The following is an 18,093-nucleotide window of genomic DNA, read 5'->3' on the forward strand; positions in this document are numbered from 1 at the left end:
AGAAAGGGAATCTGATCTTCCAGGATCGAAAGCAGAAGAAAGTCCCCGGCTGGCTGGCGGGAAAGAGCTATCTCGATGTTACACGCGACTATGTCGATGTTTGCGATGTGAAAGTGTCATTCGAGAAGGAGATTCCCGACTCGGTCGATATCGCGTATCTGTGTGTGTTCAATTCGGGCGAGTGGAGGGCGATCCACTGGGGAAAGGTCGAAGATGGCGCGGCGCTCTTCACCGACATGGGCGCCGATATCGCATACATGCCGGCACTCTACATGAACGAAGAAATAGTCCCGTATGGGGAACCATTCATACTTCAGGCAGACAGCACCCAACGCGAGCTTCGTTGTGATACTGATAAGGCGGTCAATGTCACGGTCACATCTACGACCAAACGCGAGAAAGCTGTATCGACCGATGGCATCGCAAAGACATTCCTGGCGGCTGATCAGGAGTATGAGTTGTTCTACTGGTCTGACGGATGGCAGTCGATTGGGAAGTTAGTCGCGGGCGACAAACCAATTACGTTCGAGAATGTTCCGTTTGGTGGCCTCTACTGGCTGGTCGCAACGGACTCTGATAAAGAGGAGCGGATTTTCACAATCGAGGATGGCGAACAGGTCTGGTGGTAGGAAGACCACCTGCGATCAAACCATAGTCGCCCTTATCGAAAACATAAACGGAATGCTGTTCGGCTTATCGGGATAGTGCCAGTAGCCATCATCCCGCTTCTTCATGAATGGGTGCGACTTATACGTCGAAAAGGGGAATTCGTGCAGAAATTCTATTCCCAGACCGGCGTCGATCAGTGAATTGATAATCTCTCCCATGCTGTGCGGCCACTCATAGTTGACATTGTAAACATCAGCGTCTCTGTCGGCATAGCTTCCCATATTCTCGAATCGTATCGGTTGATCGGGACGAAAATAGGGGTAGTGCACTCGCGGAGTCGTATCCTGCTCATCATCGGCAAAAATATATGATGTGGGATGGAATTCTCGTATGTAGAAAATGCCTCCCGGTTTCAGAAAATGAGCCACGACTTCGCCCCATTTCTCGAGATCGGGCAGCCAGCTTATCACACCGCCTGATGTATAGACAATGTCGAACTGTCCCGTCAAATGCTCCGGCAGATCATAGAGATTACAGCAAACGAAATTAGCGTCGATAGCGAGCTTATCCGCGAGTGAACGCGCGAGATCGATGGCTTTTGCCGAGAAATCCACACCGGTGACTTTGGCGCCCCGCCGCGCCCAGCTCAGAGTGTCTTGTCCGAAATGACACTGAAGATGCAGCAGGCTCTTGCCCGAGACATCGCCTAACTCACGCACGTCGATCTTCTCGATCGTGCATTTACCATTCAGGAATGACTCCATGTCATAGAAGTCAGACTTTTCATGGATCGGTGTCAGACTATCCCAGAGTTTCTGGTTTGCACGCAAGAATTCATCCATGTCTTTACTCACTATGACCACAGATAGTTAATTAGATGATGACTCTTTGCACCACCGAGATTGTCGACGTGGTGCATATATGTAGCCCTTGGACAAGGTTGTCAAGGGTTTGTTGAGTAGGTCTCTATGTGTTGAAATGCCGTCATCGCGAGGAGCGAAGCGACGTGGCGATCTCCCATCGTGAGGGCAAAATAGTACGGGCGGGAAAGGATTCCTGCACGCGCAGTCTACATAGGATCTTGCTCAGCGAATAGTCAGTTGATTTCGAATTCTGCGGTCTACCAGTCACCCCACGGATAGTCAGGTCGGTCGACGCAGTACTGACCCGATGGCTCGGTCGAGAGGTTGATGGTGTGCACGATCTCATCGGACGGCTGAATGTAAATTGCGTTGATCACGATTGTGTATTCACCTGGCGCGATATCCGCAAACGTGTATTCAAGATCGTAGAGACAGAGACAGGGGCAGGGCTCGAAATCGAAAGTCTCATCTTCTGTTATTGTGATCGTGTTGTTGTAGATCCAGACACTGCCAAGGATCTCATCGGGACAGCAATTGAATGCCGTGTTCTGGTGGTAAAGCGTCAGCCCACCCTGGCCATCATAATCCCACTCGATGCACTCCTGATCGTTCGGGACCATGTTCGGAGTCTTTGTGCTTTCGGGTTGCTTGCATGGACCGTGACCAATGAGAAACCCGTACGGATTCTGATACGGGCATGGTTCCGGGCCGCCCGAGAATATGTAGGCGATCAGATACACGACATCGTCGATATCGACATCACCGCTTTGATCGGCGTCGCCGCAAACCGTCTGCGCCAAGCTCGTTGCCGTCATCACCAGCAACAGCGCCGCGACGGTTAGAGAGAGTCTGAAGATTTGCGTACGCATAATTCCTCCCGCTCGAACATATAATTCATGATGTGGTCAATTCAATGCATGTCGGACCTGTTAATCATAATCTACCAGCTCGGTGATATTTGTCAAGTCAGAACCGTAGCGCGAGCAATTAAGATTGACCAGACGGTGCCCGTCCTGTCAATATATCCATCTGAAAATACGGCGGTCAGGAAGGGATCAGATTTGCGTCCGGATGTAGGTGATCTCCAGAGAGGCTCCCGATTGGGAGCCTCTCAGAAGTAAAACTCGTGAAATTGTCCGCGCTATAAGTTCCAGGGATAATGCAATCTCTCGACGCAGAAAAGTCCAGATGTGGCAGTCGTCAGGTCAATTGGGAATTCGAGTGGATCCTCGCCGGGAAAGGTTATAACCTCGACAACACTGATCGTGTAGACTCCCGGCATGACGCCGACCAATTCGTAATCGATGTCAAAGAGACATTCACAATCGCACCCGCCCATATAGAGCGAATCGATCTCCGTAATTGTGATAACGTCCCCGTCAATGCTGAACTCAGCCACAAACACCGGACAGCAATTGAATCCGCCGTTGAGGTGTCTGACCTGCAATGTGCTTACGCCATCGTAGGTATATTCAATGCAGGTTTGTGTGTTTGGAATTGTGTCGACGTCCGCTGTCTTCATTGAAGTCTTGCATGGGCCGTTACCGACAACAGCTCCGGAAAAATCGGGATTGCATGGTGCCGGTCCACCGGTGAAAATGTAAGCGATGAGGAACACGACATCGTCGATATCGACTGCACCGGAACAGTCGGTGTCACCGATCTGGGCGGTTTGCGAAACTGAGCTACCAGCAATGATGAAGGTGCATGATAACATTAGCAGCACAGCGAATTTGGTAAGGTTCCTTACTATCACATGTGCCTCCTATAGTGAGTCTATCTGGAATATAGCATTATGGACACATGTGTCAATACACAAAATGATGTCGCGAGGCTGTGCCCGCAAGAAACTCAGAATCGTCGCAGGTGATCTCTGGTGAATTCATACCACAACACTTTGACCGGGGTGTCGGACGAAATCGAAAACCATGGACTCAGTTCAGGGTTCGACTCATTTATTAGAAGATGGATATCCTGCGCGGGGCTGAATCCCTGAATCAGAAGAAAAACTCGCTCACCTGTTTGTAAGTTCGCTGCGACATCTGCAACCATCACTGCATGACCGGGGAATCCGGGCAGCACAAGAATATCACCGATTTCGACATCGTCTGCCTTCTCAACGACCTGTAGCTCTTTGCTCAGCGAGTATGTCCCTGCATAAGCAAAGACAATATCGATGTAAGCTCTTAAGCTCCGGTAGGATGAGTCGACCGGTGCGCTTTTCTGCCATGAAACAGTGTTTCCATTCACGGTGGGACGATACCCTTCAGCCCAGAGATAGAAATCTGCACGGTCGCCGCTGGTGAAATTGAATGCAATCTGTCTGCTCTTGCCGATAGTGTAGAGATATTCTGCCCGGAATCTGATAATCGCATCGGCGCACTGTTGCAAGTCTTTGGAACCAACATCAATTTCGACTATTGCGCAGTGATGATCCTGAAATGCGGCACGGAGGCCATTGTGGAGTTTGATACTCGGATTTCCCGGTTTGAGCGGAAGATGTCTGATCCAATCCGCAAAGCTCCCATCCTTTGCTTCGATTCTAACATAGCCTCGCGGTGCTGGAATCCTGTTGCTGAGCGTATCGTATCCGCTATAGTTCTCCAACCAAAGGTAGTGACTGCTCTGAGCGATCGTGGTGGCCGAATTCAGCAGCAGTGCAGCCAATAGAAGAGCAAGCATTAGAAATATCCGCACGGTGATCACCTTTCCCGGATCAGATGTGAGTCACGATGATCTGACAGACAGACTTTTTGCATTATACAGTGTACATTGCAGAAATTCTCGTTATTTTAGGTACGAACCAATAGCTCTTGCCCAACCCACGCGGCCAGGAAAAACGGAACTGAGGCTGTCGGGAAGTTGTTGATCTAACATGCAAGCACTTGTACATCATCTGTACTGAGAGGTATTCGCGATGGCAATCGGTAGCAATAAAGAGAAAATCTTGGAAGACAATAATCTGGAAGACTGGCCGGGGCTTTCGAGGGTCAAGCATGTAGTGGCAATTGCCAGCGGTAAGGGAGGAGTCGGTAAATCGACAATAGCATCGAATCTCGCGATTTCGCTGAGTGCCGGCGGCGCGCAGGTTGGGCTCATGGATGCTGACATATACGGTCCGAGCCAGCCCGGAATGCTCGGAGCCGGAAGCGAGAAACCGTCGATTGGAGATCACAGTGTCAAGCCGGTGAGCCGCCACGGCGTCCGGTTCATTTCGATGGGCTTGTTGATGGATGATGACGGTCCGGTGATCTGGCGCGCTCCTATTGCAATGAAGATGATCCATCAATTTCTCGAATCTGTCGAGTGGGGCGATCTTGACTATCTTTTGATCGATCTTCCCCCCGGAACCGGCGATGTGCAGTTAACTTTGGCTCAGCAAGCTCCCCTGACCGGCGCTGTCATTGTGACGACTCCGCAGGATGTCGCTCTCGGTGTCGCTCGCAAGGGTTTGAAAATGTTCGAGCAGGTGAATGTTCCTATACTCGGAATCATTGAGAATATGAGTGGATTCACCTGCGGGCATTGTGGCGAGGTTACGGCGATATTCAAGCAGGGGGGTGGCGAAGAGATGGCGCGGGCGATGAATGTCCCATATCTCGGAGCGATCCCGCTCGATCCGGAGATCATGGCGTGCAGCGAGAAAGGCGCTCCCGTCGTTAAGCAGGCGCCCGATTCGGCATCGGCAAGAGCATTTGCTGCCACCGCCGAAGGTCTTCGGGTTCAAATAGAACGGGAGACCGACACTGCGGATGCGATCGAGCCGATCAGTGCGGAATTATCTGATTCGGGCGATCTGGTGGTTCAGTGGCCGGATGGTCATCAAGGCGAATATACGCCATATAATCTTCGCAGGAGCTGTACATGTGCTGCATGCATCGATGAAAATAGCGGCAGTCGGCTGATTGATGATAAGAAGATCCCGCTCGACATTCGTATCGAGTCTTTCCAGCCGGTTGGGCGGTATGCGATGGCGTTCACATTCTCTGATCGGCATAGCACCGGAATCTACAAATATGAATTTCTGAGAGAAATTTGCGAATGTCCTGAATGCTACGCTGCGAGGGGTAGCAAGAACGAGTCATTCAGTGTTTGAACGAGGCCTAACTATATGAGTACAGATATGAAATCTATCCAAATTTCAGCGGAGCCTTCAAAAGACCCTGCAGTCTGCAAGTTTACAGTGAATCGGATTCTCTCTCCGGAAGGCTCTGTCAGTTGCAGGAGCGTTAGCCAGGCCGAGGGTTCGCCGCTTCTGGAAGCTCTATTTGCGGTCGAGGGTGTTCGTGAAATTCTCGTGTTCGGCAGCAGTGTCACCATCGCCAAATCTACCGAAGAACCGTGGCAGGTGATCGGCAAGCACATTGGTGCGGCAATCCGGAAAAGCTTCGAATCAGGTAAGCCACTTATCGCCGAGAATCAGAGCGAGAAGCTGCCGTCGGAGGAAGAGCTGCGCGAAAAGATCGAAACGCTGATGGAGGCAGAGATCAACCCGTATATCGCCAGTCATGGTGGCAGGATCGAGATTGTCGATATCAAGGGGACGGTCGTCTACGTCCACATGAGTGGCGGATGTCAGGGTTGCGCATCGGCTTCGGTTACCCTTCGGCAGGGGCTGGAGAAGCTAATCTTCGGAAACATACCGGAAGTGACTGAAATTGTGGATGTTACCGACCACTCTGCAGGCCGGAACCCGTATATTCAGTAGTTTTACAGCTACCTCCATGTTCTATCATGCCGAACATGGCCTTCGGGTCGCAAGAACATCGGGCGACTGAGTGGCTGGCGGCATCCTAAGCTGCGAAAAACCAGAAACAATCCGGAAATAATTACGAAATAATGCGCTAAGAATGCCGACACATAGATTATGTATGCTGTTATAACTGATTGTAAGAGAAACACATAAAGTCGATCCCTTAGTTACTTGACAAGTAACTCATCAGAAATTATCTTGGAATTATGATAAAATACGAGCTGCCGCATAGCTGGATGAATTACTCTCTCCTCAAGATCACTTCTGAGTTAGTGGAAGCCAAAGCAGTTATATTGTCTCTTCAGAATACGCCGTATGAAAGGGGTTGGATAGAGAATCTGCTGGAGATGGAGTTAAAACGAGAGGTTGCGGGCACATCGCGAATCGAAGGAGCTGATTTCACGGAAGAGGAATTTGAGGATGCTGTACAGGAATCGGGCGATGAGCTGATCACGAGGTCGCAGCGGCAGGCTCGAGCGGCCATGCGGACCTATAGATGGATTGCCACGATACCTAATGACAGGCCTGTCGACAAGAACTTGATATGCGAAATCCACTCAATGATTGTTCGCGATGCTGATGATGATCATTGTTGCCCAGGCGTGCTTCGGAAGCAAGATGAGAATGTCACTTTTGGTCAGCCTCGTCACAGAGGGGCAGACGGGGGAGTGGAATGTGAAGAAGCGTTTAGTGGGTTGGTAAACAGCATCCAGACAACATTTAGAGAGCATGATCCCCTGATACAGGCGCTGGCTGTTCACTATCATCTGGCGGCCATGCATCCATTTCTTGACGGGAATGGTCGGACCGCACGAGCATTGGAAGCTCTCTTTATGCAGAGAGCTGGCTTACGCGATTTTTGCTTCATTGCGATGTCGAATTACTATTATGATGAGAAGCAAAGCTACTTGTCAGCGTTGGCTAATGTGCGATCTTCTGCTCATGACCTGACATCGTTCCTGAAGTTCGGTCTGAAGGGTATTGCAGTCCAAAGCCGGAGAGTTCTCTTGGGAATCCGTCAAGAGGTATCGAAAGCACTCTATCGAAATATGATGTACAGCCTGTTCAATAGACTAGAATCACCTAAGAAACGTGTGATAGCGAAGCGGCAGTTGGAAATACTGGAGGTACTTCTTAAACACAGCAAAGTGGATTTTTCGAACCTGACGCATGCAGTTCTGGGTAACTACTTGAACCTTAAGGAACCGATGAAGGCAATTTTCCGGGATCTCGAAGGCCTGCTGAGTCTTGGAGCTGTCCAGTATGAACGGAAAGAGGACAATGAGTTCGTTTTCTCTGTAAGAATTGACTGGCCGACCGAGATTACAGAGACGAAGTTCTTCGATCTGATCAAAAAGATGCCACGAGCGAAGACACTCAGATTTTGACGGATAATCATCCGAAATTGTCGGTTTGTATCTTCAGTCAGTTCCCTACCCCGATCTCGGTTGACTTAGGAAGATCGGTCAATTATCATACCGACGCAATTGTTGAAACGCACAAGGTGAGGCATGACATCCCTGTGTGGATGCGATTCTCGACAACAGCGACATAGATCCTTTTGATAGGCAGAGTGGAACATGAAAAACATCCTTGTTACCGGTTCTGTTGGCCAGATCGGCACAGAACTGACTACTGCATTACGTGAACGCTACGGCGCAGACAAAGTTATCGCGACGGACATTCGGCTTCCAAGCAATATTGATCTCAGAGACAAAGGACCATTCGAATTTCTCGACTGCCTCGATCCGAACCACATCACCCGTGTGATGCAGATCTATGATGTGGACGTGATTTACCACATGGCGGCAATCCTTTCGGCGATAGGAGAAACCAAACCGAACCAGGCGTGGCAGATCAATGTGATCGGGCTGCACAATATGCTCGAAGCTGCGCGGCAGTATCACTGCTCGCTGTTTTTCCCGAGTTCAATCGGCGCTTTCGGGAAATCGACACCGAAAGACAATACTCCACAGGTCACAATTCAACGGCCCGATACTATGTACGGTGTGACAAAAGTAACGGGAGAGCTTCTGTGCGATTACTATTTCAAGCGTTTCGGTCTCGACACGCGCGGTGTCAGATTCCCAGGGCTGATTTCGTACGAAGCGGAGCCGGGAGGCGGGACTACGGATTACGCAGTTTCGATATTCAGTGACGCAATCCTTCACGGCAAGTACACATGCTATCTGCGCGAGGATACATCGCTCGATATGATGTATATGCCCGATGCTATCAGGGCGATGATCGAGCTTATGGAGGCGGACCCGACAAAGCTTGTGAACCGCAATGCTTACAACGTTACGGCAATGAATTTCACTCCGAATCAGCTGGCTGGCAAAATCAAAGAGCATCTCCCGAAGTTCGAGATTGGCTACGAGATCGATCCGGTCCGGCAAGCAATTGCAGACTCCTGGCCGAATTACATGGATGACTCGGCGGCTCGACAAGAGTGGGGCTGGAAAGCTCAGTTTGATATCGAGGCCATGACCAAAGACATGCTGGAGCATATGGCTCTGAAATTGAAACCACCGGATAAGTAGATGTCGGAACGCTGAGAGGAGTGTTGATATATGCCGTTAGATAATTTTGTCAAAGTCCTGGAAGCCGGACTTGCGGAGCTAGAATCAGCAGGGACTGCCAAGGGTGCCGAGCAGGTCGTGGTTCGGGTGGAGAAGGCGAAAGATGGTTACGGTCCGAGGTATTTCCTCGATGGCTGCGGCGATCGCCCGTTTCTTCGCATGAACGCAAATTCATATCTCGGCATGTCGCTGCGCGATGAGGTCGTTAAGGCCGAAGAGGATGGTGCAGCCAGGTTTGGTGTCGGGCCGGGAGCGGTCAGGTTTATCAGCGGGACGTTTGAGCCGCATATCGAGCTCGAGAAGAAGCTTGCGGCATTCCACGGTCGCGAGGACTGCATGCTGACAAGCTCGGCATATACTTCGGTGATGGGAGTCGTGTCGACGCTCACCACGCCGGAGACCATGATTATCAGCGATGAACTGAATCACAACTGCATTATCAATGCCATGAAACTTTCCCGCCCGAAGAGTAAGAAGATATACCCGCATCTGGATCTGGGCGCGTTCGAGAACTGCATCATAGAGTCGATCGGCGAATGCAACAGCGCGATAGTGATCACCGACGGTGTATTCAGCATGAGGGGCGATTATGCTCCGCTCAATAAGATATGCGATATCATCGAGAAATATAACGCTGAGTTCCCCAATGATATCGTCCTGGTAGTCGATGACTCGCATGGCGCCGGTGCTTATGGCGAGACTGGTCGAGGGACCGAAGAACTCACCCACGCCGACGGTGTCGATATCCTTGTAGCAACACTCGGCAAGGCGTTTGGAGTCAATGGTGGCTATATTGTGTCGAAGAAGAGCGTGATTACGTTCCTGCGAGAGAAGAACCCATTTTATATATACAGCAATCCGATCACGCCGTCAGAGGCGACCGCGGCATTGAAGGCGGTCAACATTCTCGATAGTGATACCGGCAAAGCGCTGCTGAAACATCTTGCAGCAATGACTTCGAAATTCGAGAATGGGTTGGTGTCACTTGGATACGAGACAATCCCGAGTCCGCATCCGGTTGTGCCGCTGATGGTGCGCGACACGCAGAAGACTGCGGAGCTGGTAGCGTTTCTGCGTGACAAAGGTGTCCTTGGGACGGGTCTGAATTTCCCGGTGGTGCCGAAGGGAAGTCAGTTGATCAGGTTCCAGGTCTCCGCCGACCACACCATCAAAGACATCGACTATGCGCTGGGCGTGCTGGGGGAGTATAAGAAGAAGTGAGTTTGGTATAATTACATGTGTGGCCGCGATCTCTGATCGCGGTTCGACGGAGTCGAACGATATCGAGAAATGTTCTGGCAAGTGACAAGAGAACCTCGTTTTGAGAGGGTTAGTGTAAACCGCGATCAGAGATCACGGCCACGCACTCCGGATAGGCAGTCATAGATGGACCAAGTAATTAAAATCGCTCTGCAACTGCTTGAGCTAATAAGTTATCTGGCCATAATTGCTGCTTCGGGTGTTGCAGTCTGGGGGATAAATGCTTGGAGACGAGAGCATGTAGGCAAAAGACGAATAGAGCTAGCGGAGCAGTCGCTCGCCATTGTATACGAAATACAAGAAACACTACGCCGTATCAGGTCGATTGGTGTTCGGGTTGGCGAAGGAAGCACGCGGCCAAGAAAAGAAGACGAATCTGATGAGGAAAGGGCAGCATTGGATGAAGGCTATGCGCTATACGAGCGCTTTGAGCCTTACAGAGAATTATTCGGCAAGCTGCGTGCTGTTCGATATCGGTTCAAGGCAACCTTTAGAGTGAAAGCAGCAGAACCATTTGACGAGCTTCTCGAAGTGGAGAGCAAGATGTTTAGAGCGGCTAGCAAACTCGCATTCTGGGCGAGGGACTATCGTTCTCCGGGCGGACAGCATTCTCAACAGGCGTTGGAGGATCTTCAACGCTGCAGGCTCATTCTATGGGGTTATGGCGGCGAAGGAGACGAAATATTCAATGATGTTGTTCGAATAGTGCAAAGAGTAGAGGATTTTTGCGGGCCGATGCTGAAAATCTAGATTATATTATACATTATCTTAAATGTGTGGCCGCGATCTCTGATCGCGGTCGACGGAGTCGAAAGTGGGGCGTGAACGTCGACAGAGCTACAACGATCCGGGGCATGCTCATTTTATTACATGCAGTTGTTTTCGCCGTTGCCAGATATTTACGGATGAAGAAGCCTGCGCCATGCTCGCACAGTCGATCAACAGCGCACGTGAGAGTCACCAATTCTGTCTGTGGGCATATGTCTTCATGCCCGATCATATTCATCTACTGATCTACCCTCGCCGAGAGAATTATGAGATTACTCAGATCCTCAAGTCAGTGAAAGGGACATTTGCAAGGCATTTAATCGCGGATTGGAAGGAACGGAATCCATCGAGGCTAAAACGCCTTGAGGTTGGCAGCTCCTTCGGAGTGCGCCACCGCGTATGGCAGAAAGGCGGAGGATTCGATAGGAACATCTACTCGCTCGAGGCTGTCCGCAAGGCTATCGATTATGTCGAATGGAATCCAGTGAAGGCTGGATTTGTCAAGGATGCTGCCGATTGGAAGTGGTCGAGCGCAGCTGCGTGCACGAGCTCTGGTGCAGTGCTGCTTGACGTTGACCCGGTTGCTTGGGATGACGGCTGATAGCCGGAAGCGCTTTGTAAACCGCGATCAGAGATCGCGGCCACACTGACAGAGATCGCGGTCACGTTGTTGCTGATGTGGTCGAGTTGGAGATGATGTTTTTAGGAGAGGCGTTCTGTAAACCGCGATCAGAGATCGCGGCCACACTGACAGAGATCACGGCCACTCTGCTGAAATGACATTTTCCAGAACTGTTTCAATCGAGAAATTTGTTGATGCAATACACCCAATCTCGTAATTTGTTGCAGGTTGCGATGTTGCTGGCTGATGGGAACGGCTCTATGGCAATGTGTGAAGAAGGACAATGAAGCAGGATTCAAAGCAATCATCTGCAGATCAGGTTCGCAATACTCTCGCGCTGCTCAAGAGTCTGCGTTCGAAATTCGATAAGAAATCGGCAGACAGGAAGCTGAAGAGCCTTGATCGGCTGCGCAGCATACGGGTTTTCGATCCGAAGTTGCTGCTCGATTATCATGATCTGCTCGCCTATATGAGAGCTTATCCCGATAACCCCAAGATACTCTCCGCCGTTGATAGTGAGCTTGTTGGATTTGAAGATCGAGTTGATCTGTACAAACAGGAAACTCGCGACAAAGACGCCCACAAGCTGCTCAATTCGGGAATTGCCGGGACCACTGTGCTGCACTCGTTCGGATACAAAGCCCTCGAGTTGTTGCTGAAAGCGCATCCCGATAAATTCGACATCGACTGGGAGCAGATGGAAGATGGCGGAGATTACGATCTAACCGACCTTCTGCAGCTTCTCGTGTCGTGGCATGAGAATGACGCCATCGACAATGACGATACGGTCGATTCGCAGGAGTGGCTTTCCATTGCTCGTGGAATCTGGACGCGTACGGATCTAGGAGCTCTTCACAAGCTGTTTGTAACATCCGGCTTGCCGCGCAACGCTCAGGAGTATTTGTTCGAAAAACTCGATTTCTGGATGAAGTGGGATTTGACCGGATGTCCCACTGCGCGAAATCTGAAACGAGTGCCTGTGAAGCGTATATACTATCAGAAAGGACCACACATAGGGCGCACGCGCGATCTTCGGAGAGAATTGAAGAAGAAGTCAGTGCCTCTTAAATCTCTCACGCTGAGAGAGGGAAGAGAGGCGGTGCGTGCCATTAACGAGGTCCTTGCGGTTCGATATCGCGAGCTGCAGCCATTGTCGTATGCTAACCCTGCGGAGGTCTATTCGTATGAGCCGGGCCGCGGCGTGCAGATTCTTGTATTCGGTGCCTCGCCGGAAATAAGGCTGCCGCTTGAGTCGAATTTTGGCGCAATGCTTGTGCGAAACGGCCTGCCGATCGGATATGGTGTCGGCGCGACTCTGTTCGATCGCGTGGAAATTGCGATAAACATGTTTCCTGCATTCAGGTCGGGAGAATCATCGTATGTAATCGAGCAGTTCTTTCGGCTGTTTTATCACCATTTCGGATCTCGCGTGTTTCTTGTTCGAAGTCGACAGATGGGGGACGGTGACTGGGAGCCTCTCAAGTCGGGAGCGTTCTGGTTCTACTATAAGCTCGGTTTTCGAGCAGTCAAACCACGAGTTCGCGCACTTGCAGAGGAAGAACATCAGTTGATCCTGGCTGATCGCAAGTACCGCTCACCTCTCAAGAGACTGAAGCGCCTTGCTGTCAGCGATGTATTCTTTCATGCTGATCCCTCTCAGATGGATGATTACGAGGAATTCCCGATAATGAATCTCGGATATGTCGTTACGCGGTACTTTGCTAAGAAATTTGACGGCGACCGCAGGCGAGGCACCAGCCACGCAGTGCACAGTGTCGCTCGCACGCTGAAGATCAGGCGACTTGATCAGTGGTCAGCGGACGAGAGGACAGCATTGAGGAGGCTTGCACCGTTGATAGTCAACATTCCCCGGTTGAGAGAGTGGTCGAATGGCGATAAGAGATCACTGGCGCAGTTGATTCGCTCCAAGGGAGCGTTTCGCGAGCGGGAATTCGTTCTGAGATCGAACCATCACCCCAGGTTCAAGGCCGCTCTCGATAAGCTCTCCACGAGTTATGAGCATCCGGAATAAGGCAAGCTCTGCAGAGTGCCGGGTAGCTGTGGGAGCCGTCAGGATTCCAATCCTGACGGATTCACTCAGCTGTCAGGAAAGGGTTCCTGACAGCGCCGAGTAAGTCTCGCAGAGCGCCGGGTAGTTGACTCAGATCATTCAGAATCGCGATAGATTCATGCTGATCGAAAGCGAGGCTGGGTGTTACGCCTGTAAGCACCGCGACAAATCGTACACGGGCGTTCCCGGCTGCCTTAGCATCCACTTCGCTGTCACCGACGAAGATCAACTCATCGCGATTAAGTGACAGATCGCTCATGACTTTACGCAATCCTTCCGGATCGGGTTTGTGAACCGTCACGTCTTCGCCACCTACGATGATATCGAAGCAATCGAGCAGTGATTCTCTCTGCAAGATTTCTTGAATGCGGTATCGAAACTTTGTGGAGACTATTCCGAGAAGATATCCGTCGTCTCTCAGATTTCGCATAACTGTCGGCACAGACTCAAACATACGCGCCATCGGAGTCATGACCTCATCAGCTTTGTTGATAAAATGCCGCACGAAGTCATCGGCTTTGTCACCATGTTCGTTTCCTGCGAGATAGACAACAATCTCCGGCAGGGTGAACCCAATGGTTTTCTTGATCTCGTCGTCGGATGCATTCGGCAGGCCGAGTTTGTCAAGTGCGTGATTGACGCACAGAATCACGCCTCTGGATGAATCCACGAGCGTGTAGTCAAAATCGAAGATGATGGCTTTGGTCATTTGTTCATTTCGTGATATTTGTTCGCGTACGCATCGAAGAAGGCGATTGTATTCGCGTATTTGTTTTCCGTGCTGTAAGGTACTGGGAACTTCGATAGCAGGAAATGAAAGGCTGATCTTCCTGACATTCCATTCTCAATCGGCATTTCCAGGAACTGATGCGGCCAAGCCACCGACCAGAGGAGAACATTCTCGGATCCCTTAATAGGTACACTATGTTTCATAAAGACCGTTGAAAGCATATCCAAGTCTTCCTGCTTGCCTGCAGCGATAGAATATTCTTCTATATATGATAGTTTATGTCCGCAGCTCGGTGTGGCGATCGCACCTATCCATTGCGGCCGATCATACCAGTTAGCTGCATCTGTGACAGCAGGCCCGAGTACCGCAGTTGCATCCTTGATATACATGCCATACGAAAGTGCGCCACGAAGAAGAAGACCGTTCCGAAATCCGGTTGCGATGATCTTGCTCAGCCAGAGACCGACAGCCAGAAGAAACCAGATTGATTTATTCTTGACCTCCCATGAGATGACGAACGAATCGCCAAAACTGATAACCTCCGGCAGGATCCAGTCTTGGCCTTCTTGCATTTTCAACTCACGAATGAGCTGTCTGTTGTCTTCAATGGAATCGAGAAGCCTGTTTCTCTTCAGTAAGAACGCCTGCGAATCCTCGATTGAGAATGTGCGCGACCCAAGAACATCCAGAATTGCGACTATTCCTTCCTTTTCCTGCGTGTTCTCTTCCATGCCTTCCTCCCATTTTTGATAGTGGATGTCAGATTCATGTCCTTCACACTCATCTTACCTTCAACTCTTATCGAGGACTTCGACAAATACAACAATCTTCCCTTGCTGTACCCAGATCACGACTTCGTCCATGGTCCGCTCTTTTTTGCTGAACCTGAAGCTCTCAGTTGTGCTTGGCACTGATCGGCTATTTTGGGTGAAATCGCTGACGGGTTTGCCATTTAGCAGCGGGAGTGCGACATATTGTGACTTGTCATCGGCGAGATTGTCCGCGGTGACCGTTAGCACATTGTTGTCCTCGAACGGCACGCGGATGATTTTGCCTGCTGACATGTTGTAAGTGAACGGCGCATTCATGACCGGCAGAGAATCGAGGCTTGTCAGCCATTCCGGCTCCGGGAAACGCTGCATGCCCTGTTTGTATGGATCGTAACCATCGGGGATCCGAAAGAGAGTATCGTCCATCTCAGTGATATCGATATTGGACAACTCCATGGTGTTGCGGGGACCGACCGTGCCGACTATTTTGATCGGGAAGTCAAGTTTCTTGTGTTGCCAGTATTCCAAAATTTGATTTGAGTCGATCGTGATGGTATATTTATCACACTGCTGACCGTTTATCTTCTCGGTGGCGACGAGCTTGTTCTCGCCGATTGATGATGTATATTTGAGCGCCTGAAACGGATCGTTTCTGGTACTCATCTGATCGTCTGTCGGCATGTCCATATATATTTTCTCGGGAGGCATCAAAAGCTGTGTGAGGTTGGAGTCCTCGTTGACGATCACGATGAAATCATGGCCATGCTGGTGAAGGTCCATGCGATATATGTGGTCTTTGACATAGATCTTACCGATCGCGCTGTCACCGGCCTGAGCAGCGAGGATGTTCGCGCTGAATTGAGTACCCTCGATCTGAGGCTCAGATGAACAGGAAGCCAGAAGCGCCACTGACAATAATACAAGTGCAATGAATTTAGTCATTTTGATACCGATCCCCGGGGTTATTTAATTGATCTCCGTTGTCCGGCAAATCATAACGTGTTGATTCGAAGCTAAGTATTGTTCAGAATGGATGCAAGCTGTTTCTGGGAAAGTATCTTATTGCATCACGGATCGATTGAGAGTACAATGCGTGCAATACGGTTGTGGTTGGACCCGCGTTCACGTGCACCAAAAGACTCTATTCGTGGAGACAGAAATGAAAGCGACGATCATAAAAGAGTTCATCGGACAAGTGGAGTTGTTTGCCGATCTCGATGAGAAAGAACAGGAGCTGTTCGCCGATCGAGTCGAGGTTATCGAATATGAGCCGGGCACGCTTCTGTTCGAAGAGAACAGCCACCGCAAGCGGCTCTATTTCATCCATAGCGGCGAAATTGAGCTTTTCAAGAAAACACCGTTCGGTGAGGAGAAGCGGCTGTCACTCTTCGGAAAGCATGATTTCCTAGGCGAAGGCGCGCTCATGGATGACTATCCTCATTCGACTTCTGCACGAGTGCTGATGAAGACGGTCACATTCGCTATCAGCCGCGAGGAATTCCACAAAATCTGCAAAGAGAATCCGGCCATCGGCATGAAGATTCTTTCGCGCATTGCCAGAGTCATTTCGAGAAGGATGCGTCAGACAAGCACTCGCGTTGTCAATGTCGCGGCGCAATACATATCGGGAAGGACACGCAGCGAACACGATCTCCTCGGCAAGCGCGACGTGCCGGATGAGTACTACTACGGCGTGCAGACTCTCCGTGCGCTCGAGAATTTCAACATCAGTGGAATATCACTCACCCACTATCCGGTCTTGATAAATGCGCTTGCGATGGTCAAGATGGCGTGTGCACAAGCGAACCTTGAGCTTGGGCAGCTGTCCAAGCCGGTGGCCGACGCGATCGTGCAGGCATGCGGCGATATAATCAACGGTAAATTCCATACTCAATTCGTGGTCGACATGATACAGGGGGGCGCGGGGACATCGACCAATATGAACGCCAACGAAGTTATTGCGAACCGGGCACTCGAAATACTCGGCCACAGCAGAGGCGAATACAAGTACTGTCATCCGAACAACCATGTCAATCTGTCGCAGTCGACGAACGATGCCTATCCGACTGCGCTTAAGATTGCATTGATATACAGCAATCGCATGTTACTGGACGATCTGAGAAAGCTCATTGCATCGTTTAGGGCAAAAGCCGAGGAATTCGCAAGAGTTATCAAAATGGGGCGGACACAGCTTCAGGATGCGGTGCCGATGACACTCGGGCAGGAGTTCGAATCATATGCGGTGACGCTTGGCGAGGAAATCGACCGGCTCAGCGAAAATGCGAAGCTCTTTCTCGAAGTGAACATGGGGGGCACCGCAATCGGGACCGGCATAAATGCCGATCCGGAATTCTCCGGAAAAGTGATAGGTCATCTTCGCGATATTACCGGCCTTGAGGTTGTTCTGGCACTGAATCTTGTAGAAGCGACTCAGGACACCGGTGCGTTCGTAATGTACTCCTCGGCGATCAAGAGGCTGGCGGTTAAGCTGTCGAAAATATCGAACGACCTTCGGTTACTATCCTCTGGGCCGCGCGCCGGAATCAATGAGATCAATCTCCCGCCGATGCAACCGGGATCATCGATCATGCCGGGCAAAGTCAATCCTGTCATTCCGGAGGTTGTCAACCAGATTGCATTCAAAGTCATCGGCAACGATCTGACTGTCACGCTCGCCGCCGAGGCGGGGCAGCTCGAACTAAATGTCATGGAGCCAGTGATAGCACAGAGCATATTCGAGTCGATAGAGATGCTCAAGAATGGCATGGCGACACTGAAGCATCGCTGTATCGATGGAATCACCGCTAACAAAGAGCATTGCCTTCGAATGGTGCAGAACAGCATCGGCCTCGTGACCGCGCTCAATCCTGTTCTCGGATATGAGGTCTGCTCGTCTCTTGCAAAAGAGGCGCTCGAAACCGACCGCGGCGTGTATGAACTGGTGCTCGAAAAGAAACTTCTTTCGAAAGAGAAACTCGACGAGCTACTTGCACCGGAGAACATGATATAGCCGATGGGCAGAGGGTGACCGCAATTCCAGAAATCCCCTTGCGTAATTGACTGCT

Annotated in this window: 17 protein-coding genes; 10 read left to right on the forward strand and 7 right to left on the reverse strand. The window is 50.6% G+C overall.

The genetic code is table 11. The features are described 5' to 3' along the window. On the forward strand, window positions 1-629 hold a 629-nt coding region (locus tag KKH67_09940; GenBank protein MBU1319496.1), incomplete at its 5' end, for a hypothetical protein. Window positions 630-644: 15 nt separating this feature from the next. On the opposite strand, the gene KKH67_09945 is transcribed toward KKH67_09940, so the two are convergent. The 4 genes from KKH67_09945 to KKH67_09960 form a co-directional block, all read right to left on the reverse strand. Next, the gene (locus KKH67_09945) at window positions 645-1,451 is read right to left on the reverse strand and encodes a class I SAM-dependent methyltransferase (protein ID MBU1319497.1); all 807 of its coding nucleotides are present in this window, start codon (window positions 1,449-1,451) and stop codon (window positions 645-647) included. Window positions 1,452-1,729: 278 nt separating this feature from the next. Next, complete coding sequence (locus KKH67_09950; GenBank protein ID MBU1319498.1) at window positions 1,730-2,341, reverse strand: hypothetical protein; 612 nt, start codon at window positions 2,339-2,341, stop codon at window positions 1,730-1,732. A gap of 272 nt (window positions 2,342-2,613) precedes the next feature. Beyond that, the gene (locus tag KKH67_09955) at window positions 2,614-3,228 is read right to left on the reverse strand and encodes a hypothetical protein (protein ID MBU1319499.1); all 615 of its coding nucleotides are present in this window, start codon (window positions 3,226-3,228) and stop codon (window positions 2,614-2,616) included. 95 nt (window positions 3,229-3,323) lie between these two features. Beyond that, window positions 3,324-4,154: a DUF4846 domain-containing protein gene (locus tag KKH67_09960; GenBank protein ID MBU1319500.1), complete on the reverse strand. Its 831-nt coding sequence runs from the start codon at window positions 4,152-4,154 to the stop codon at window positions 3,324-3,326. Between the two features lie 235 nt (window positions 4,155-4,389). On the opposite strand from KKH67_09960, the gene KKH67_09965 reads away from it, so the two are divergent. The 8 genes from KKH67_09965 to KKH67_10000 all read left to right on the forward strand — a co-directional run bounded on the left by KKH67_09965 (window position 4,390) and on the right by KKH67_10000 (window position 13,489). Beyond that, complete coding sequence (locus tag KKH67_09965; protein ID MBU1319501.1) at window positions 4,390-5,568, forward strand: P-loop NTPase; 1,179 nt, start codon at window positions 4,390-4,392, stop codon at window positions 5,566-5,568. Window positions 5,569-5,595: 27 nt separating this feature from the next. Continuing rightward, window positions 5,596-6,180 (forward strand): NifU family protein, encoded by a 585-nt coding sequence (locus KKH67_09970; protein MBU1319502.1) that lies wholly within the window; start codon window positions 5,596-5,598, stop codon window positions 6,178-6,180. Between the two features lie 251 nt (window positions 6,181-6,431). Next, window positions 6,432-7,613, forward strand: a complete 1,182-nt coding sequence (locus KKH67_09975) for a Fic family protein (GenBank protein ID MBU1319503.1) — start codon at window positions 6,432-6,434, stop codon at window positions 7,611-7,613. A 192-nt stretch (window positions 7,614-7,805) separates the two neighbouring features. After that, the gene (locus KKH67_09980; protein MBU1319504.1) at window positions 7,806-8,768 is read left to right on the forward strand and encodes an L-threonine 3-dehydrogenase; all 963 of its coding nucleotides are present in this window, start codon (window positions 7,806-7,808) and stop codon (window positions 8,766-8,768) included. 30 nt (window positions 8,769-8,798) lie between these two features. Then, window positions 8,799-10,028 (forward strand): aminotransferase class I/II-fold pyridoxal phosphate-dependent enzyme, encoded by a 1,230-nt coding sequence (locus KKH67_09985; protein MBU1319505.1) that lies wholly within the window; start codon window positions 8,799-8,801, stop codon window positions 10,026-10,028. A 165-nt stretch (window positions 10,029-10,193) separates the two neighbouring features. Then, window positions 10,194-10,817 (forward strand): hypothetical protein, encoded by a 624-nt coding sequence (locus KKH67_09990; GenBank protein ID MBU1319506.1) that lies wholly within the window; start codon window positions 10,194-10,196, stop codon window positions 10,815-10,817. A gap of 64 nt (window positions 10,818-10,881) precedes the next feature. Then, window positions 10,882-11,436 carry a transposase gene (locus tag KKH67_09995; GenBank protein MBU1319507.1) on the forward strand — a complete coding sequence of 185 codons (555 nt, stop codon included), beginning with the start codon at window positions 10,882-10,884 and terminating at the stop codon, window positions 11,434-11,436. 304 nt (window positions 11,437-11,740) lie between these two features. Continuing rightward, complete coding sequence (locus tag KKH67_10000; protein ID MBU1319508.1) at window positions 11,741-13,489, forward strand: hypothetical protein; 1,749 nt, start codon at window positions 11,741-11,743, stop codon at window positions 13,487-13,489. A gap of 61 nt (window positions 13,490-13,550) precedes the next feature. Here the strand turns inward: KKH67_10000 and KKH67_10005 are convergent, their stop codons facing one another. The 3 genes from KKH67_10005 to KKH67_10015 are packed head-to-tail and all read right to left on the reverse strand — an operon-like array spanning window position 13,551 to window position 15,970. Further along, the gene (locus KKH67_10005) at window positions 13,551-14,237 is read right to left on the reverse strand and encodes an HAD-IA family hydrolase (protein ID MBU1319509.1); all 687 of its coding nucleotides are present in this window, start codon (window positions 14,235-14,237) and stop codon (window positions 13,551-13,553) included. Next, a complete protein-coding gene (locus KKH67_10010; GenBank protein MBU1319510.1) occupies window positions 14,234-14,989 on the reverse strand; it encodes a hypothetical protein in 756 nt (251 codons plus the stop codon). Before KKH67_10010 ends, KKH67_10005 begins: the two co-directional genes overlap by 4 nt. Before the next feature lie 60 nt (window positions 14,990-15,049). Further along, the gene (locus KKH67_10015; protein MBU1319511.1) at window positions 15,050-15,970 is read right to left on the reverse strand and encodes a DUF4412 domain-containing protein; all 921 of its coding nucleotides are present in this window, start codon (window positions 15,968-15,970) and stop codon (window positions 15,050-15,052) included. Window positions 15,971-16,187: 217 nt separating this feature from the next. Here KKH67_10015 and aspA point away from each other — a divergent pair, with 217 nt between their 5' ends. Further along, on the forward strand, window positions 16,188-18,038 hold the full coding sequence (aspA, locus tag KKH67_10020; GenBank protein MBU1319512.1) for an aspartate ammonia-lyase: 1,851 nt from the start codon (window positions 16,188-16,190) through the stop codon (window positions 18,036-18,038). The last annotated feature ends 55 nt before the right edge of the window (window positions 18,039-18,093 follow it).

The organism is Candidatus Zixiibacteriota bacterium, from assembly GCA_018820315.1.
Taxonomy (GTDB): Bacteria; Zixibacteria; MSB-5A5; order JAABVY01; family JAHJOQ01; genus JAHJOQ01.